Source organism: Chryseobacterium oryzae (genome assembly GCF_022811665.1).
Lineage (GTDB): Bacteria > Bacteroidota > Bacteroidia > Flavobacteriales > Weeksellaceae > Chryseobacterium > Chryseobacterium oryzae.
In genome coordinates this window covers 2393421-2410404 of the sequence record NZ_CP094529.1, presented here as the reverse complement: position 1 = coordinate 2410404, position 16984 = coordinate 2393421, and the positions used below count along the sequence as shown (strand labels likewise).

The 16984-nt window shown below is 34.9% G+C and carries 15 protein-coding genes; 11 read left to right on the top strand and 4 right to left on the bottom strand.

Annotation, left to right across the window (positions count from 1 at the left end; translation table 11 throughout):
- The first annotated feature begins 162 nt into the window (after positions 1-162).
- The 6 genes from MTP08_RS10940 (at position 163) to MTP08_RS10915 (ending at position 7805) form a co-directional block, all read left to right on the top strand.
- Positions 163-1242 (top strand): resolvase, encoded by a 1080-nt coding sequence (locus tag MTP08_RS10940; RefSeq protein WP_243575985.1) that lies wholly within the window; start codon positions 163-165, stop codon positions 1240-1242.
- Positions 1243-1885: 643 nt separating this feature from the next.
- Positions 1886-2995: a porin gene (locus tag MTP08_RS10935; protein ID WP_243577752.1), complete on the top strand. Its 1110-nt coding sequence runs from the start codon at positions 1886-1888 to the stop codon at positions 2993-2995.
- Positions 2996-3018: 23 nt separating this feature from the next.
- Positions 3019-4449: an anion permease gene (locus MTP08_RS10930; RefSeq protein ID WP_243575984.1), complete on the top strand. Its 1431-nt coding sequence runs from the start codon at positions 3019-3021 to the stop codon at positions 4447-4449.
- 10 nt (positions 4450-4459) lie between these two features.
- Positions 4460-5116 (top strand): succinate dehydrogenase cytochrome b subunit, encoded by a 657-nt coding sequence (locus MTP08_RS10925; RefSeq protein ID WP_243575983.1) that lies wholly within the window; start codon positions 4460-4462, stop codon positions 5114-5116.
- 11 nt (positions 5117-5127) lie between these two features.
- Positions 5128-7044 (top strand): fumarate reductase/succinate dehydrogenase flavoprotein subunit, encoded by a 1917-nt coding sequence (locus MTP08_RS10920; protein WP_243577751.1) that lies wholly within the window; start codon positions 5128-5130, stop codon positions 7042-7044.
- 11 nt (positions 7045-7055) lie between these two features.
- Positions 7056-7805 (top strand): succinate dehydrogenase/fumarate reductase iron-sulfur subunit, encoded by a 750-nt coding sequence (locus tag MTP08_RS10915; protein ID WP_243575982.1) that lies wholly within the window; start codon positions 7056-7058, stop codon positions 7803-7805.
- Here MTP08_RS10915 and MTP08_RS10910 read toward each other — a convergent pair.
- Genes MTP08_RS10910 through MTP08_RS10895 form a run of 4 tightly spaced genes read right to left on the bottom strand, consistent with a single transcriptional unit; the run spans position 7792 to position 12581 of the window.
- Entirely contained in the window at positions 7792-8952 is a 1161-nt protein-coding gene (locus MTP08_RS10910) for an ABC transporter permease (protein ID WP_243575981.1), read from the bottom strand. The two genes, MTP08_RS10915 and MTP08_RS10910, sit on opposite strands and share 14 nt — an antisense overlap.
- Positions 8949-10115: an ABC transporter permease gene (locus MTP08_RS10905; RefSeq protein ID WP_243575980.1), complete on the bottom strand. Its 1167-nt coding sequence runs from the start codon at positions 10113-10115 to the stop codon at positions 8949-8951. The genes MTP08_RS10910 and MTP08_RS10905 overlap by 4 nt, the downstream gene beginning before the upstream one ends.
- 27 nt (positions 10116-10142) lie before the next feature.
- Positions 10143-11138 (bottom strand): HlyD family secretion protein, encoded by a 996-nt coding sequence (locus tag MTP08_RS10900; RefSeq protein ID WP_243575979.1) that lies wholly within the window; start codon positions 11136-11138, stop codon positions 10143-10145.
- 12 nt (positions 11139-11150) lie between these two features.
- Positions 11151-12581 carry a TolC family protein gene (locus tag MTP08_RS10895; RefSeq protein ID WP_243575978.1) on the bottom strand — a complete coding sequence of 477 codons (1431 nt, stop codon included), beginning with the start codon at positions 12579-12581 and terminating at the stop codon, positions 11151-11153.
- 431 nt (positions 12582-13012) lie between these two features.
- On the opposite strand from MTP08_RS10895, the gene MTP08_RS10890 reads away from it, so the two are divergent.
- The 5 genes from MTP08_RS10890 to MTP08_RS10870 all read left to right on the top strand — a co-directional run bounded on the left by MTP08_RS10890 (position 13013) and on the right by MTP08_RS10870 (position 16914).
- Positions 13013-13714 carry a CPBP family intramembrane glutamic endopeptidase gene (locus MTP08_RS10890; RefSeq protein WP_243575977.1) on the top strand — a complete coding sequence of 234 codons (702 nt, stop codon included), beginning with the start codon at positions 13013-13015 and terminating at the stop codon, positions 13712-13714.
- A gap of 124 nt (positions 13715-13838) precedes the next feature.
- A complete protein-coding gene (locus MTP08_RS10885; RefSeq protein ID WP_243575976.1) occupies positions 13839-14807 on the top strand; it encodes a sensor histidine kinase in 969 nt (322 codons plus the stop codon).
- On the top strand, positions 14804-15517 hold the full coding sequence (locus MTP08_RS10880; RefSeq protein ID WP_243575975.1) for a LytR/AlgR family response regulator transcription factor: 714 nt from the start codon (positions 14804-14806) through the stop codon (positions 15515-15517). The genes MTP08_RS10885 and MTP08_RS10880 overlap by 4 nt, the downstream gene beginning before the upstream one ends.
- An 84-nt stretch (positions 15518-15601) precedes the next feature.
- Positions 15602-16045, top strand: a complete 444-nt coding sequence (locus MTP08_RS10875; protein ID WP_243575974.1) for a hypothetical protein — start codon at positions 15602-15604, stop codon at positions 16043-16045.
- 26 nt (positions 16046-16071) lie between these two features.
- Positions 16072-16914, top strand: coding sequence for an NAD(P)-dependent oxidoreductase (locus MTP08_RS10870; protein WP_243575973.1), 843 nt, complete (start codon positions 16072-16074; stop codon positions 16912-16914).
- Positions 16915-16984 lie beyond the last annotated feature (70 nt).

Genomic DNA, 16984 nt, shown 5'->3' with positions numbered 1-16984 from the left:
TTCAAAAAAATATAATTGGAAAAACGGTTCATTATCCAAATTCAAATAAAATTTACTGGAGATTATTATCACAGATTAAAGAATTAATTTGTTATTTTTTGCTCTATTATTAGGTGTTTAGTTGTTTTTTTATTTGTAGACTGTTATTTTTACTGAAAAAATATGAAGTCTATCTATATATATTTAATGTTTGCATGGGTAGCTGTAAATATTTCATGCAATTCTAAAGCTGATAAGACTGAAATGAACAGTCCAAACACAGAACAGCCAAAGAAAGAAATAACATTTGCCGATTTTAAAAAAATAAAAGGAGTAGATAATATTCTGGAAGTACCTTTTCAGCTATTTACAAAGTTGGATACGGTGCAGTTTTTTGTGAAGCCAAGCAAAGACGCGGCAAGTTTAAAATTTGCATACGGAAAACTAGATAATTTTTACGGTTTTGATGAGTTTGATGACTTTTACTCCATCCATTTCAGCATTAATAATGATATTTCGAACAGCATTGAAGCTTTCGTTTTAAAATCGGAATTTACCGCATCTTACGATTTAACCCTGAAAGGTGTCAATCTTTATGAAATTAGAAGCAGTACCTATAAACGTTCGGATGATTTCAACAACAAATCTTTCAAAAAATTTGGTACTATTACAGAAGTTTCCGAGCAAGAATTTAATACAGCCAATAAATTGCGGATTGATGAAGCTTTGGTTAAAAATCCCAACATAATTCTGAAAGATGACTTGTGGACGTATATAGAAAACGGAAAGAAAGTAGTTATCACACAACACGAAAATATTTCTACAGAAACCGGACCTCTTGCTAACGATTATGTAGGACGGTCTCCCTATTTAAATCTTGAAGTTTTTAAAGAAAATTCAGATGAGGTAATAGATTCTTATTACACTTTTTATGCTGTAAAAGATGCGGTTATATTTAGGCTCTCTACAGATGGCTATCCGCAGATTGTACCTTCAAAAAACTGGGTATCTTTTGTCTCCAATAATAACGATGTGGGAAATAATTTTCTCGTAAGCCAATATCTGCCAGAAACTCATAAGCAGGAGAACCTGTTGTATGTAAACTTCACCAACTTCAAAATAGCAGATGAAAAAAAGGCATTTTGGACAGACCATGAAACCTTTTATGTTCCGGTTTACCCATTAAATTCGGCACCGGTGAAAGGCAAAAAACAGAAAACCGCTTACATTAAAATTCAACTCAATCCTCATCTTTTTGATTAGTATATTTTCCTGTTGTAAGAGATAATCGAATTATTTTTTAAGTCTTTAATTGTTCTGAAACGTAACGGCGTGTTCAGTGTTTCAACATACATAAATTCATTGTTTAGAAGTGTTTTTTAAGTGTTTAATGGCATTCTTATCATGTAAGGGTGAATAAAATGCTGTTGATTTATCTTTTTAAATTTCAATAAATGCTTTTAAAACATTAATAAAATATTAAGAATAAAGTTCCCGATATTAAATTTCTGAATATTTTGCGAAACCTATATTATGTCATTTTTTTAGTGAAATAATTCTCATAAATTTATCATATCAAATTAAGATTTCCATCACAGATTATCAATTCAAAAAAACTAAAACGACTATGGAAACTACACCACCTTTATTTTTTTAGCACTTAGCTGATTCATTTTGATGAAAAAGAAATTTTCTTTTCAATCAACTTATCATATTTCTTAAAATAAGAATCTGCTCAGGAGTTTTATTTCAACACAGTTTCCAGTCAGTAATTTCTGTTTATGATGAGAAATTAAGTCGATTGTACTAATTAATAAAATGCTTGAAATTTTCCGGCAGATTCTAAAAAAAACTAAAACTTATGATTCCCCTTTATACTAAAAGAATATTATTACTCTGTTTCTTTATGACGTTTATCGTTTCTATGGCACAAAACGCCGATTCTTTACAAATTAAAAAAACTGAAAATCCCGTAAAATATCCTCAACTTCAGGTTAAAGGACTTTTTCAGGGACGTTATCTGGTAAGTACCGCAAAAGATGTTGATGTGAACGGACTGCATCACAGCGATCATACAGGAACAGACAACAGCTTTATGATTAAATATATGAGAGTGCAAATGAGAGCCCAAATCAGTAAACATACAGAAGTGGCTGTATTGGCAAATCTTGCCGACTTTAAAAATGATCCAAAATCCAGAGTATTAGAAAATGCTTATTTAAAATATACTTTCAGTCCGAAACTGGCGCTTACAGCAGGGCAATTTCGTCCTTGGTTCGGGATTGAAGAAACGTATCCTATAGATATTATTAAATCTTTGGACTGGTCTAACCAATACAACGAGTTTGGTAAACTGGGATGGACGAGTTTCCAAATAGGATTATCTGCTACAGGACGGGTTCAGTTAGGTAAAATCCCTTTAGATTATGCTTTTTCTGCCGTTAATGGAAATGGCAAAAATCAAATTAACGACAATGATAACGGAAAACAATATTCTACGAGGCTTGTTTTTGGTTTGGATAAAAAACATAGTGTTAATCTAGGTTTAAATGGCGGAACAGGTGAATATTTCAGCAAGAAAATATATGCAGTAGGTGTTGATGTGAGTTCTAATATTCATTTCAATCCAAAATGGAGTTTGGATATGCAGATAGAAGGTAAACAGGCAACCAATCACTTACTTTATTTTGCCGTTGCTCCGGAGCTAAGACCGGAAGATATCAATCAATATCAAATCCGAGGTGTGTACTTTTTACCTAATCTTCGGTACGAAATTCATCACAAAAACCTCAGTGCGTTAGAATTTTCCTGCCGATACGAATATTTGGACACAAACTTCAAAGTTAATTCCAATCCACGCCAAACCATTACACCGATGTTCGGGCTCGAATTCCTGAAAGATTATGGTGCCAGAATACAGCTCGGAATGCAGTTCGACCGTTACAAAAATCAAATAGAAAACTCAACACAATATAACAATAATCTGCTCATCGTTCAGGTACAAAGCAGATTCTGATTTCTAATTTTAAATCAATTATTATGAAAGAGATAAACATAAAAGGTGTTGCAATCACCTTTGCCGTTGCACTTGCAATATGGTTCATTCCAGCTCCAGAAGGCGTTGCCGAAAATGCTTGGCATCTGTTCGCTATTTTTGCTGCAACAATTCTTGGCATTATTTTAAAAGCGGCTCCAATGGGAACTATGTGTATGATGGCAATCGGGCTCACCGCACTTACACAGGTTGTTGCACCGGGAGATGCAGGAAAATCCATCACAAAATCGCTCTCAGGTTTTGGAGATAAAGTCATTTGGCTGATCGGGATTTCATTTTTTATTGCAAGAGGCTTTATCAAAACAGGATTGGGAAACAGAATTGCCTTTTTATTTATCCGCGTTTTTGGGAAAAGTTCTCTCGGTCTGGCTTATGGTTTAGGTTTGGCAGATATGTGTCTTGCTCCTGCAATCCCAAGTAATACGGCAAGAGGTGGTGGAATTATCTATCCAATAATGAAGTCTATGGCTATGAGCTTTGGCTCGGTTCCCGATAAACAGGAAACGCATAGAAAACTGGGTTCTTTTCTTACACTAAACAGTTATTATATGAACCTTATTGCATCTTCTATGTTTCTCACCGGAACTGCGAGTAACCCGATGTGTCAGAAATTTGCAGCAGGTTTTGGAATCGATATTACATGGATGTCTTGGGCTGCAGCAGGTTTTGTTCCCGGTTTGGTGGCGTTTTTCGTAGTACCATTGGTTTTATATAAATTATATCCGCCAGAACTCAAAAAAACTGCTGATGCTCCCAAAATGGCTGCTGAAAAACTGAAAGAGATGGGGCCGATCACTAAAAATGAATGGCTGATGTTGTTGGCATTTTTCATTTTACTGGGACTTTGGATTTTTGGAGGGGCATTATCAATAGATGCTACTACAACTGCATTTATTGGTCTTACTTTACTTTTATTAACTTCTGTTCTTACCTGGGAAGATGTGAAATCTGAAAAAGGAGCTTGGGATACTATTGTTTGGTTTGCTGTTTTGGTAATGATGGCAAGTTCACTAAATGAATTGGGATTTATCTGTTGGTTCAGTGATCTGATTAAAGCAAAAATCGGTGGTATGACTTGGACTGTTGCTTTTCCGGTTATCATTCTGGTTTATTTTTTCAGTCATTATATTTTTGCCAGTGCAACGGCTCATGTTGCTGCAATGTATGCCGCATTGCTTGGTGTAGGCGTAGCAGTAGGAATTCCGCCAATGTTATTAGCAATGATGCTTGGTTTTATGGGTTCTGTGTATGGTGTACTGACGCATTACGGACACGGTCCTGCTCCTGTATTTTTCGGAAGCGGCTACGTAGATTTGAAAGCCTGGTGGCTTCGTGGTTTGGAAATAGGAATTGTGTTACTCATTATATATATGGTAGTTGGCGGTCTTTGGATGAAAGTTTTAGGATATTATTAATCGAATAGTTATGTTATCATCATTATCTAGAAAAATGCTGATGTGTCTCACAGGATTGTTCTTGAGTTTCTTTCTGCTGATTCATTTTTTAGGAAATCTTCAGCTTTTTTTACCGAAAGAACGAGCACATTTACAGTTTAATGCTTACTCGCATTTTCTGTCAGGAAATATCATTATAGAGATTGTTTCATACATATTGTATGCGAGTATCATTTTACACGCTGTTGATGGATTAATAATTACGCTAAAGAATAAAAAATCCGGTGCGAATTATCAGACCGACCGACGTGGAAGAGCCAGTAAATGGTACTCCAGAAATATGGGGCTTTTAGGAACCTTTATTTTGATTTTCCTGGTCATACACTTTCAGAATTTCTGGTATGTGTACAAATTTGGAACAATTCCTTTAGATGAAAACGGAAACAAAGATTTATACATTCTCGTAGTAACTGTTTTTAAAGAATGGTGGTATGTAGTAATATATGTGATTTCGATGTTTGCGCTATGTTACCATCTCATCCACGGGATTTACAGTGCGACAAGAACACTCGGTCTGTATCATCCTAAGTTTATAAAATGGTTTAAAATTGCCGGGATAGCTTATTCCGTTATCATAAGTGCAGGGTTTGCAATGATGCCTGTTTATGTATTTTTCACTTACCGCTAAATGTTATAATGATGAATTTAAATTCAAAAATACCAGAAGGTCCATTAGAAAAAAAATGGGAAAACTATAAGAAAACTGCCAAATTGGTTAATCCCGCCAATCGAAAAAAACTTGATGTTATCGTGGTTGGAACTGGTTTAGCGGGAAGCTCTGTGGCTGCATCATTGGGAGAAATGGGCTATAATGTAAAGTCATTTTGTTTTCAGGACAGCCCGAGAAGAGCACACTCTGTGGCAGCACAAGGTGGTGTAAATGCTGCTAAAAACTATAAAAATGATGGTGACAGCGTTTACAGAATGTTTGTAGATACTTTGAAAGGCGGCGATTTCCGTGCTCGTGAAGCCAATGTTTACAGAATGGCAGAATGTTCTCTAAACCTCATCGATCAGGCGGTTGCACAAGGCGTTCCGTTTGGAAGAGAATACGGAGGTTATCTGAATAACCGTTCTTTCGGAGGTGTCCAAGTGAGCAGAACTTTCTATGCGAGAGGACAAACCGGGCAACAATTGCTTTTGGGAGCTTATCAGGCGTTGATGAGACAGGTCGGAAAGAAAAGTGTTCAGTTATTTTCCCGACACGAAATGTTGGATTTGGTAATAATCGAAGGAAAAGCAAGAGGAATCATCGTCCGCAATTTGGATACCGGAGAAATAGAAAGATACGCTGCTCACGCTGTGGTTTTAGCAACTGGTGGTTACGGAAAAATTTATTATTTATCCACATTGGCAATGGGCTGTAATGGCTCTGCGATTTGGAGAGCTCATAAAAAAGGAGCATTCATGGCATCACCGAGTTGGATTCAGGTGCATCCCACTTCTTTACCGCAATCTGGAGATTATCAATCCAAATTGACATTGATGTCAGAATCTTTGCGTAATGACGGCAGAATCTGGGTTCCTCTGAAAGAAAATGAAACCAGAAAACCCAATGATATTCCTGAAGAAGAAAGAGATTATTATCTGGAAAGACGTTATCCTGCTTTTGGAAATCTCGCCCCAAGAGATATTTCATCCAGAGCTGCCAAAGAAAGAATTGATGCAGGTTTTGGAATCGGACCTTTGAAAAATGCGGTTTATCTCGATTTTTCTAAAGCTATCAAAGAACAGGGCAAAGAAAAAATCCAGGAGAAATACGGGAATTTGTTCGATATGTATCTGAAAATCACAGGTTACAACGCATACCAAGAACCGATGATGATTTCCCCTTCTGCACACTTCTCGATGGGTGGTCTTTGGGTAGATTATGAATTAATGACCACAATTCCCGGATTATTTGCGTTGGGTGAAGCCAATTTTGCGGATCACGGTGCGAATAGACTGGGTGCTAATTCTCTGCTTCAGGCTTCTGTTGACGGTTATTTTATAGCACCTTATACGATTGCGAATTATTTATCAGGTGAAATTCATACCGGGAAAATATCTGCCGATCATCCTGAGTTTGAAAAAGCTGAAAATGAAGTTAAATCACAAATTGAAAATTTCATCAAAATCAATGGAAGTAAAACGGTGGATTATTTCCATAAAACCCTCGGAAAACTGCTTTACGATTACTGTGGATTAGCTCGAAATGAAAAAGGATTGAAATATGCCATCGAAGAAATCAGAAAACTAAAACAAAAATTCTATACCGATGTGAAAGTTTCGGGAGAAGCCGACCAAATGAATTCGGAACTGGAAAAAGCAGGTCGAGTAGCCGATTATTTTGAAATTGGAGAACTGATGTGCTACGATGCGCTCACCAGAAACGAATCTTGTGGGGCACACTTCCGGGAAGAATATCAGACACCAGATGGTGAAGCCTTGCGGAATGATGCAGATTATCAGTTTATCTCAGCGTGGAACTGGACGGGAGAAAACAATGAGCCAGAACTCATAAAAGAACCTTTGGTTTTTGAAGAAATACAGCCAACGGTAAGAAGTTACAAATAAAAACAGAAACTATGGATTTACATTTGAAAATATGGAGACAGAAAAACAGAAACAGCGAAGGAAAGCTTGTTAATTACGATTTGAAAGCCCTGAATCCGCATATGTCTTTTCTGGAAATGCTCGATACTCTGAATGAAAAACTGATTCTGGAAGGTGAAGAACCTGTAGAATTCGATCACGACTGTCGGGAAGGTATCTGCGGGCAATGTGGTGTGATGATAAATGGTTTGGCTCACGGTCCGCTGGAGCATACAACGACTTGTCAGCTTCATCTTCGTTCGTTCAAAGATGGCGAAACCATTGTGATTGAACCTTTCCGTGCAGAAGCATTTCCTATCAAAAAAGATTTGAAAGTAGACCGTTCGGCTTTTGACAGGATTATTTCTTCGGGTGGTTTTGTTTCTGTAAATACCGGTCAGGCTCCTGATGCTACTGCCATTGCTGTAGCGCATCAAACCGCAGAAGAGGCTTTTGATTCTGCCGCCTGCATTGGCTGTGGAGCGTGTGTAGCAACCTGTAAAAACGGAAGTGCAGCACTGTTCACATCTGCAAAAATATCACATTTGGTATTGCTTCCACAAGGAAAAGAAGAAAGAAGTACAAGAGTTCTGAATATGGTAAAACAGATGGATTCTGAACATTTTGGACACTGCTCCAACACAGAAGCCTGCGAAGTAGAATGTCCGCAAGGTATTTCTGTCCTCAACATTGCCAGAATGAATTTTGAATACAGCCGGGCTTTATTTTTTAGGAAGAAATAGTAGTTTTAGTAATTAAATATCTTATTCTTACAATCAAAAGAAGTTCAAAAATCAACCACAGAACAATTAAATGAATAACAGAGTTTAGATTATCCGATAATGAACCGCCAGATTGTACAATAGAAATGTAAGTTTTTAAAAAGGGAGAAGTGGGCAAAACATCAGACAATCCTTGAACCAATTTTGGTAAAGCCTGATAAGGCATAGAATATCCTGTAATTAAAAAAATAGGATAAGACGAAAATACCAAAACCTGAAAAACAAGTAATTTGGTTTTGAAAAAACTGCCAATAAGCATCGCTAATGTGGTGATAGCAATCACAAACAAAGCATAAATCACTGCCAAATCCCAATAATTTCCTCTTATTTGAACTCCGAAAACCGAAAAATTGACAATTGAAAAGAAGATTCCGAAAATCATAAATACAACCACATAGAGCATGGTTTTCCCCAATATTATTTTCGAAATATTAGCTTTGGAAGTTTCGTAGAGCTTGTTTAATAAATTCTCTTCTCTTTCCGATGCAAAAGCAGCTGCGACACCTATCAGAAGCGTCTGTTGTAATATGATGGCTAATAATCCGGGCAACAGAAAATCGCCATAAGTCATGCCAGAATTATACAATGGGCGGTAATCCATATTGATGGGATTGGTCATTTTCATAGCTTCATCATCACCCATTCCTTGCTTGTTGAAATAGGTTTTTCTTACGCCCGCTCCCACCGTTAAGCAAACCTTAGTGACTGTACTTAGCAAATCACTCGACGGCAAAAACCTTGATGCATTCAGCACAATATTTACGTTTGCTTGTTTCTGCGATAAAATATTCTTTTCGAAATCCGACTGAATGTAAAAATAACCCTGAACATCACCACGGTACATTTTTTCTTTGGCTTCAGAAAGGTTAGAACTTGGGATAATCTCGATCATCGGTGTGGCATCAAACTGTTGCGTGAGCAGTCGGGAAACCGCGGTACCATCATCATCTACCAATGCCATTTTCACTTTTTCCTCGCCTTTATTAAAGTAAATACTTCCGTAGATAAAGGCATAAAGAATGGGGGCTAAAAGCAAAATTAAAAACAGACTGGAATCTTTTGATACCTTTCTAACTTCTCTTTTCAATACATCAAAAATCACTTTCATACCGCTTTAGATTTTAAATGAAGATTGATTTTTTTCTGAAAAAATAAGATACTCAATGGGAAAGTAATCCCAATGAAAACCAATAGTTTTACCATTTCCGGACTTGCATAAGAGAGTGGCAGTTCCATAAAATACAGCTTAATAAATCCATCCAAAAAATGAGTGTAAGGCATGATGTCTGCATAAAACTGGTCGTACCAAGGCATTGCCCATCTCGGAAATGTAAATCCACTGAAAACGAATGCCGGAGATGTAAAAAACATGGCGACATCTGTCACGAAAAGAAGATTGTTAGAAATTGCAGAAAACATCATTCCAATTCCGATACAAGCCAGCGACATCAACGTATAAATCAGGAAAAAATTAAAATCGGTTTTCGGTTTACCTAAGTCGTAAATTGGGAAAACAAGGTAAGCAATTAAAACAAAAAGCAACCAAGACACGCAAAGATGAGCCAGCATTTTTCCAATGATTATCTGAGAAGATGAGGTGGAAATCTGTAAAAGTTCATCAATGGTATTTCTTTTAAATTCCAGATTCAAAATTAAAACTGATGCTACGATAAGAGCCATTTGAAGTCCGACAGTTATTAAACCAGGCGTTAGATACAGCTGATAATTAAAATCTGGATTATAAAGTACAGTTGTATTCAATTTAATCGGCTGAACCAATACATTGGCTTTGTCAGCAGGCATTCCCTGTTTTTCTGCCTTTTGAAGAACTACCGCTAATCCACCTTTAATAATAACTTCTGCTGCACCTTTGTAAATCATTTTTGCAGGAACTAAGTATGCACCGTTGGTATAAAGCGGGATGTTAGTCTGATGATTTTTCTTAACATCCGATTCCATATTTTTAGGAAAGTGCACTGCCCCGAAGATTTTTCCTTCCTGTATTAGTTTTTCAATTTCTGCGTTACTGTTAACTGTAGCTGTAAATTTTATTAATTCGCTGTGCTCCATCATATCAGTCAATGTTCTGGAAACCAAAGATTGGTCTTCGTCCCAAACTGCCATAGGAAGTTCTTTAGCAAATTGTTTCTGATAAATTAATCCATAAAAAAGAAAAATGATTGGCGGAATCACCAATAATACCACATAAAAATTTGGAATCGAAAAAATCCGTTTCCATTCTCTAATCATGATTTTACTGATGGCTTTCAAGGGTTAAAATCTGTTTTAGAATATAAATTAATCGAAAATAAGTTGTGCGGTCATTCCTGAGCGAAGCCCTTTTATCGAATTCGCATTCTCAGGTTTCACTTTTATCTGGAAAGTTCTCAGCTCAAATTCGCCATTTTGTTTTTCCGGAACCCAGTCTGCATAGCCTAAAGCAGGAGCAAGTTCTACCACGGTTCCTTGTACATTTTCGGGTACGCAACCAGGAATTTTCATGGTTACTTTACTGCCTTTATCAATTTTAGTCATTTGATTTTGACGGATATTGAATTTAACAAAAAAAGAATGGTCTTTTTGAATCGTCATCATTGGATAACCTGCATTCACCATTTCGCCTTTGTTCGAAATTATGGTAGAAATTTTCCCGGAAGCAGGTGCTTTTATGGACGCATTGTCTTTAACTTCTTGTGCGAGTTCATCTGCCGCTTTTGCCTGATTGAGTAAAGCCTGAGCCGAGTTTTTCATTTCTTGATTACTGCCACGTCTTAAAAGCTGAACATTAAGATTGGCGGTTTCTAATTCCTTTTGAGCTGCTTTGTATTTAAAATAAATCACATCCCTTTCTTGTCCCGAAACTACTCCTTCCGAATACAGTGTCTGGAAACGGGAATAGGTTTTGTTCATTAAATCCATTTGCTGTTTAGCAATTTGCTGAAGATTTTCTGCAGATTTCAAAACTTCGGGCTCTACACCACGATTCACTTTATCGAGTTGGTTCTGTGCGATGACTACAGCATCAGAAACCTGAGCCTTGATAGTTTCTATTTCAGAGGTTTTCATCTGAGCAACAACCTGACCTTCTTTCACTTCATCACCTTCTTTCACCAAAATATCAACCACTCTTCCCGGCAAAGAAGCGGAAACATCCACAAATTCTGCATCTACCATTCCCAGAACTGTTTCTTTATTATTCTCGGAGGTTTTATTTTGAAAAAGATAAATCAAAGCAATAATCAGCACAACAATCGGAATAAAAACTGCCCAATAATTTTTTATAAAGTTTTTCATCTTGCTATCAGTTTAAGGAATATACTTGGTAATATCATCAATGTTTCCGGTAATATAAAAATAAGTCGCAATCACGGTTTGATATGCTACTAAAGAGGTATAATACAATTTTTCGGCTTCATATTGAAATTGTAATGCGTCATTTACATCTTTTACCGAAGACAGGCTGTTTTCCATTCTTTTTCTTACCATTTCGGTAGTGGTGTAAGTCTGTTTTCGGGCAGTATCAAAAGTTTCGCTCTGTTCTTTGAAACTCAATAATTTATTTTCAGAAATTTTGGTTGCCAAATCCAAAGACTTTTGTTTTTGATTGATAAGAAGGTCAGCTTCCTTTACCAAAGATTGAGATGCGAGATTTCTGGATTTCCGTTCGGGATCAAAAATTGTCCATTGCATTTCTATACCAACCAGCCAAGGTGGTGTGATAAGCGGAAGGTCTTTCCTGAAAAACTGATAATTTCCAATGGCAAAAATATTTGGTCTTGATAAAGATTTGGTAATATCATTGGTGGTTTCGGCCTCTTTCTTTTTACTTAATAGTAGTTTTAAATCTGTATTTTTTTCCGATGAAGAAAAATTAGGAACTTCAATACTTTCATTCAGTTTTTCTTGGATTTCCAATGGTTCATCAAGAGAAATTCCCATTAAATCTTTTAAGGTTAAAAGGGCATTTTCTTTTTCTAGTTTTAGATTTTTAAGATTGGTTTCGCCTTGAAGCTTGGTAATATTAGACCAGTTTTTTAAATATGGAGGGATAATTTCTGCTTTCAGAAGATTCTGAGCATAATTTTCATTTTTCTCAAGAGATTCTACTATTTTTTCCTGCCTCTCAATCATAGAATTGAGATACATAACCTGAATGTAATTTAATGCAATGTTATATGCTGTAAGATTTTGGGAGGATTCCAAATTTGCTTTTCCACTTTCAACCTGTTGTTTGGTCAGTTCTTTGGCAGCGTTGAGTTTACCGCCCAGATAAATGGGTTGTCGAACCAGAATTCCCGCCAAAAAATAGCTCTGTTTTGCAATGGCAGGATTGTAATTGGGATACACAGCACTAATGATATCTTTTGAAGTCTGATAAATCACATTCTGAACCTGTTGTGGGAGCGGATTTCCTGTAATCTGTTGGTAAACAGCATTCGCAGAATTGGCACTTTGGTTAGCAGAACCTTCAACAATACCATCTTTTACCTGCTGCATATTGATTCTGATTGGTTCTCCAATATAATTGTATCCCCCAAGAAAGTCAACTTTGGGTAAATTATTGTTTTTACTGGATTGCAAAAGCTGTTGTCTGGTTTCCAGAGATTGTTCTGCTAACTTTACAGCCGTGTTATTCTGTTTTCCTTTTTCGATACATTCTTTTAATGTAAATTGCTGACAAAGGATTTTGGAAGAAGAAAATATAAACAAAATAAACAGAATTTTCCTGAATTTCATAAACTTAAGATTTTCCACATCATTTATTTAATTAGATCATACAAAAATATTGGCGATTAAAAATTGCTAAACTCATTCAATAATTTAGATATTAACCGCACTCAATTTTATACTTTTAAAGATAATTAAAAAAAGCTAAAATAATTGTAAGTGAGAATTTTTAGTTTTATAAAACTTCTTTAATGAATATTCGTGCCAAAAATTATTAATACTTGAGATAGATGGATAATAAATAACAATTTCAGTTTTCGATTTTTCTTCCATATTAATGAATTTATTATTGTATCATAGCGAAAATGATATGCTTTTGAGTGCAAAATCCAAAATTATTGTATTTTAATTCATTTCACATAGGGCAAATTGCATTTCACATAATTTTTTTTGGAAAAGTTTTTATTCTAAGCATTTTTGAATCATCAAAATTTATAGAAATGAAAGCTTTAATTTATTCAGAAAAAAAGGTTGAGAATAAAATCCGTAGAAACATTTTAGCAATTATAGGAATTTTTGTTCCTGTTGTTCTTTATATTTTAATGATTCTTTATGGTAAAAAAATAATTTTAGATAATTTTCTTGTCAAATCTTTAACCGTAAAAGTCATTATTTCCAAAATTATTATTTGGACTCTGTTTTTCATCACCATTTTGTATTCCATATATATTGAAAAAAGGAAATTTACAGAATGGAAAGACTTAAAATATAAACCTTTATTTTATTTAAAAACAATATTTTTTACCATCATTGCTTTCGCTGTAATAGGTATTGGGACTTCCAATTTGCTGCATTATTTAGGCTTTTCATCACAAACATCGGAAGATTTAAGTGAATTATTAAAGCAATATCCTATTTTTATTTATATCTCATCAATTACTGCAGGTATTGTGGAAGAGTTTATTTTTAGAGGGTATATGATGACGAGAATTTATTCTATTTCCGGGAATAAATTGGGTGCTGTGTTGATGTCATCTGTTATTTTTTCGGCTGCACATTATTCTTATGGAACTATGTTTATGTTGATTCAGCCTTTTATATTCGGGTCGATTTTCGCAATGTTGTATTTCAAATATAGAAATATTAAAGTTTTGATTATGATTCATATTTTGTGGGATGTGATAATCCAGTATCTTTACTAAAGTTTTTACTAAAAAATTAGCAGTTTTGACGAAGTTTTTTTCAGCACTCCAATCTTTTCCCAAAATTCTACTGCACATTTTAGCCTGGAGCATTTATATAATATATACTTACTGTCTTAATTTAATGACGAATGAAAATGTTCATATTATAGATGTTTTAGCGATGAGCCTTCCTCTGATTTTATTTTTTTACTTGTGCGTTTACGGATTTTCATTATCGAGTAAGAGTAAAGTTTTAATGGCGATTTATTTTCTTGGGATATCTGTTAGCCTTTTTGGTGGAGGATATTTGTTGATTGATAATGTGTTCCCAAGATTTGGAATTAATATTAAATCCGATTCTTTTTCTTTTGCGGCATATAGCCAGGAGGTTATTATTGCAACTTTTAAATTTTTTGTTTACGCTTTGCTTTATTTTGTGATTGTGGAATGGTTAAAAACACAGCAAAACCTCAAAAATTCGGAATTGGAACGTTTGAAAATAGACGATTTGAAGAATAAAAAAGAACTTGAAACCATCAAATATCAATATGCATTTTTACGCACTCAGATTAATCCCCATTTTCTGTATAATACACTCAATGTTTTGTTCTCCCAAGCTCTAAAAGTATCACAACCATTGGCAGAAAATATTTTGAAATTAAGCGATGTAATGCGTTATGCTCTGGATAATTCTGATGAAAATAATGGGAAAGTATTGGTTCAGAAAGAGCTAGACCATTTGCAGCGGGTAATAGATATACAGCAGATGCGTTTTTCCGACCGCAAACAAATAAGTTTTAAAATTAACGGAGAGATCAAAGACCAAAAGATTCCTCCGCTTTCCTTTATTACCCTTGTAGAAAATGCTTTTAAATATGGTGATCTGAATGATCCGGAACATCCTTTAGAAATTAAAATTTCTGTAACTGAAAAAATTGTTTGTTTAAAACTTAAAAACAAAAAACGCAAAACCTCGTCTGAAATAGTATCTAACAATATAGGAATTAATAATTTGAGGCAACGTTTAGATCACGCCTTCCCTCAAAAATATAAACTCAGCATACAAAACGAACAAAACTTTTATCATCTCCAACTAGAAATCCGGCAATGAACAGAATAAAATGTATTATTATAGACGACGAACAGCATGCGATAGATGTTTTGGAGTATTATATCGGCAAAGAACAGGATTTACAGTTGGTAGGAACTTTTACCAATCCTTTGGAGGGACTAAAATCTATTAAGAAACTGCAAGCGGATATTGTTTTTCTAGATATTCAAATGGATGAAATGTCGGGTTTGGAAATTGCAGAACTGGTAAATGAAAATGTTAAGATTATCTTTTCAACAGCTTTTCCGGAGTATGCGGTGGATGGTTTTAATCTTAATGCTATAGATTATCTTGTAAAGCCAGTTTCCTATGACCGCTTCTCTAAAGCGATAGATAAAGTAAGAAAATGGTATTTCAGCCACAATTCTGTTGTTGGGAATCCCGATTATTTGTTGCTGAAAACGGAGCAGAAAGGAAAATTAATAAAAATTAGCTTTGCAGAAATCAATTATATCGAGTCGGTTGGGAACTATGTAACTTTTCATTGTGAAGAAAGAAATATTACGGGTTATGGTACTTTACGTGATCTTGAAGCTCATCTTCCTGATAATTTATTTATAAGAATTCATAGATCTCACATTATACCTTTATCAAAAATTTCTGCCATAGAAAACGGGTTTGCACAGATTATCATTAAAAGCGGATATTTGAAGTTGTCCATCGGAAATACTTACAAAGAACTGTTGTTTAAAAAACTTAATATACACTAAAAAGAGAATTGTGTAAATTGATATTAAAAATTAAATGAAGAATTCGTACTTTTTAATGAAAATTTAAACTTAAATATAATCCTGATGAATTTATCTTATTTGGTGGGCGTTTGGTATATTGTATTTTCCAACTTTCCGATGTGGACAAAAGGCGATAAATTGAATCCAACATTCAACTATCAAATGAAGTCCAAGAACGGAATTATAGGTCTTTCAGATGAAGTAAAATTTCTGAAAAACGGAAAACCTAAATCTATAAAAGGTTGGGATAAACCTTTAAACCAAGAAAATACAAAATTTACTTGGAGAGGCTCTGGTATTCTTTTTTTTACGAAAAGTAAATGGGAAATTATATTTATGAGCGATGATCGGAACTGGATGATTATTCATTTTGAAAAAACGATGTTTACACCGGAAGGCTATGATGTGGTTTGCAGAAACCCTAATGAAATTCGAAAATATAAATATGAAATTAACTTAAAATTATCAGAATTAAAAATAAGCGATCTTCAGGAAATAAAGCAGTAATATGTATCAATTAAAAATCAAAAAAAATGAGTGTAGAAAAAATAGGATTTATCGGAATCGGAAATATGGGACATCCGATGGCAAAAAATATTGAAAAAGCAGGATTTCCACTTTTTGTTTATAACAGAACTACAGAAAAATCTGAAGATTTTAAAATAAAATCTACGGTGAGTGAGTCTGTTGAAGATTTGGTGAATAATTCGGACATTATTTTTACAATGCTTACCAACGACAATGCTGTAAAATCTGTTTACGAAAAGATTTTTAAAAATAATCTAGAAGGAAAATTGTTTGTAGACATGAGCACGATTTCTCAGGAAATGTCCAAAGAAGTGGGGGATGCAGTCAAAATTAAAAAAGCTGGTTTTTTGGATGCACCGGTTGCGGGAAGCACCAAACCTGCTGCAGAAGGAACTTTAATTATTATGGTTGGTGGTGATGTCCAAGATCTGAAACGTGCTACTCCTTATTTGGAAAAGATGGGGAAAATAAAACATCTTGGTGAAAATGGAAAAGGTTTAGCTACAAAAATCTCCATTAATTACTTTTTGGCAATGATTTATGAAGGATTGGCAGAAACTGTTTTACTTTCTGATAAATTGGGCGTAAATCGTGAAATGATGTTGGAGATCATCAATGAAAGTGCGAGTGGAAGCGGTGCGACCAAGGTGAAAACTCCATTGCTTCTCAATAATCAATTTAAGGCTGCTTTTGCATTAGACCTCATGCTGAAAGACATTCGTTTAGCCAAAGATGCGGGAGCAGATTTTCCTTTAGGGAATAGAAATTTAGAAATCTACGAAAAAGCAAGTTCAGAAAGTTTCGGAAGAGAAGATGTTATTGGGATTATCCGGTATTTAGAAAAATAAAATTCTCAAAAACGATTAAAAAACCGACATTGAAGCCTAAAAACTTCAAATGTCGGTTTTCTTTTTAGAA

What these genes read in the sequence shown, in the direction of transcription:
- MTP08_RS10940 (WP_243575985.1), top strand. Translation starts at nt 163, where the DNA reads ATGAAGTCTATCTATATATATTTAATGTTTGCATGGGTAGCTGTAAAT.
- MTP08_RS10935 (WP_243577752.1), top strand. Translation starts at nt 1,886, where the DNA reads ATGACGTTTATCGTTTCTATGGCACAAAACGCCGATTCTTTACAAATT.
- MTP08_RS10930 (WP_243575984.1), top strand. Translation starts at nt 3,019, where the DNA reads ATGAAAGAGATAAACATAAAAGGTGTTGCAATCACCTTTGCCGTTGCA.
- MTP08_RS10925 (WP_243575983.1), top strand. Translation starts at nt 4,460, where the DNA reads ATGTTATCATCATTATCTAGAAAAATGCTGATGTGTCTCACAGGATTG.
- MTP08_RS10920 (WP_243577751.1), top strand. Translation starts at nt 5,128, where the DNA reads ATGAATTTAAATTCAAAAATACCAGAAGGTCCATTAGAAAAAAAATGG.
- MTP08_RS10915 (WP_243575982.1), top strand. Translation starts at nt 7,056, where the DNA reads ATGGATTTACATTTGAAAATATGGAGACAGAAAAACAGAAACAGCGAA.
- MTP08_RS10910 (WP_243575981.1), bottom strand. Translation starts at nt 8,952, where the DNA reads ATGAAAGTGATTTTTGATGTATTGAAAAGAGAAGTTAGAAAGGTATCA.
- MTP08_RS10900 (WP_243575979.1), bottom strand. Translation starts at nt 11,138, where the DNA reads ATGAAAAACTTTATAAAAAATTATTGGGCAGTTTTTATTCCGATTGTT.
- MTP08_RS10895 (WP_243575978.1), bottom strand. Translation starts at nt 12,581, where the DNA reads ATGAAATTCAGGAAAATTCTGTTTATTTTGTTTATATTTTCTTCTTCC.
- MTP08_RS10890 (WP_243575977.1), top strand. Translation starts at nt 13,013, where the DNA reads ATGAAAGCTTTAATTTATTCAGAAAAAAAGGTTGAGAATAAAATCCGT.
- MTP08_RS10885 (WP_243575976.1), top strand. Translation starts at nt 13,839, where the DNA reads ATGACGAATGAAAATGTTCATATTATAGATGTTTTAGCGATGAGCCTT.
- MTP08_RS10880 (WP_243575975.1), top strand. Translation starts at nt 14,804, where the DNA reads ATGAACAGAATAAAATGTATTATTATAGACGACGAACAGCATGCGATA.
- MTP08_RS10875 (WP_243575974.1), top strand. Translation starts at nt 15,602, where the DNA reads ATGAATTTATCTTATTTGGTGGGCGTTTGGTATATTGTATTTTCCAAC.
- MTP08_RS10870 (WP_243575973.1), top strand. Translation starts at nt 16,072, where the DNA reads ATGAGTGTAGAAAAAATAGGATTTATCGGAATCGGAAATATGGGACAT.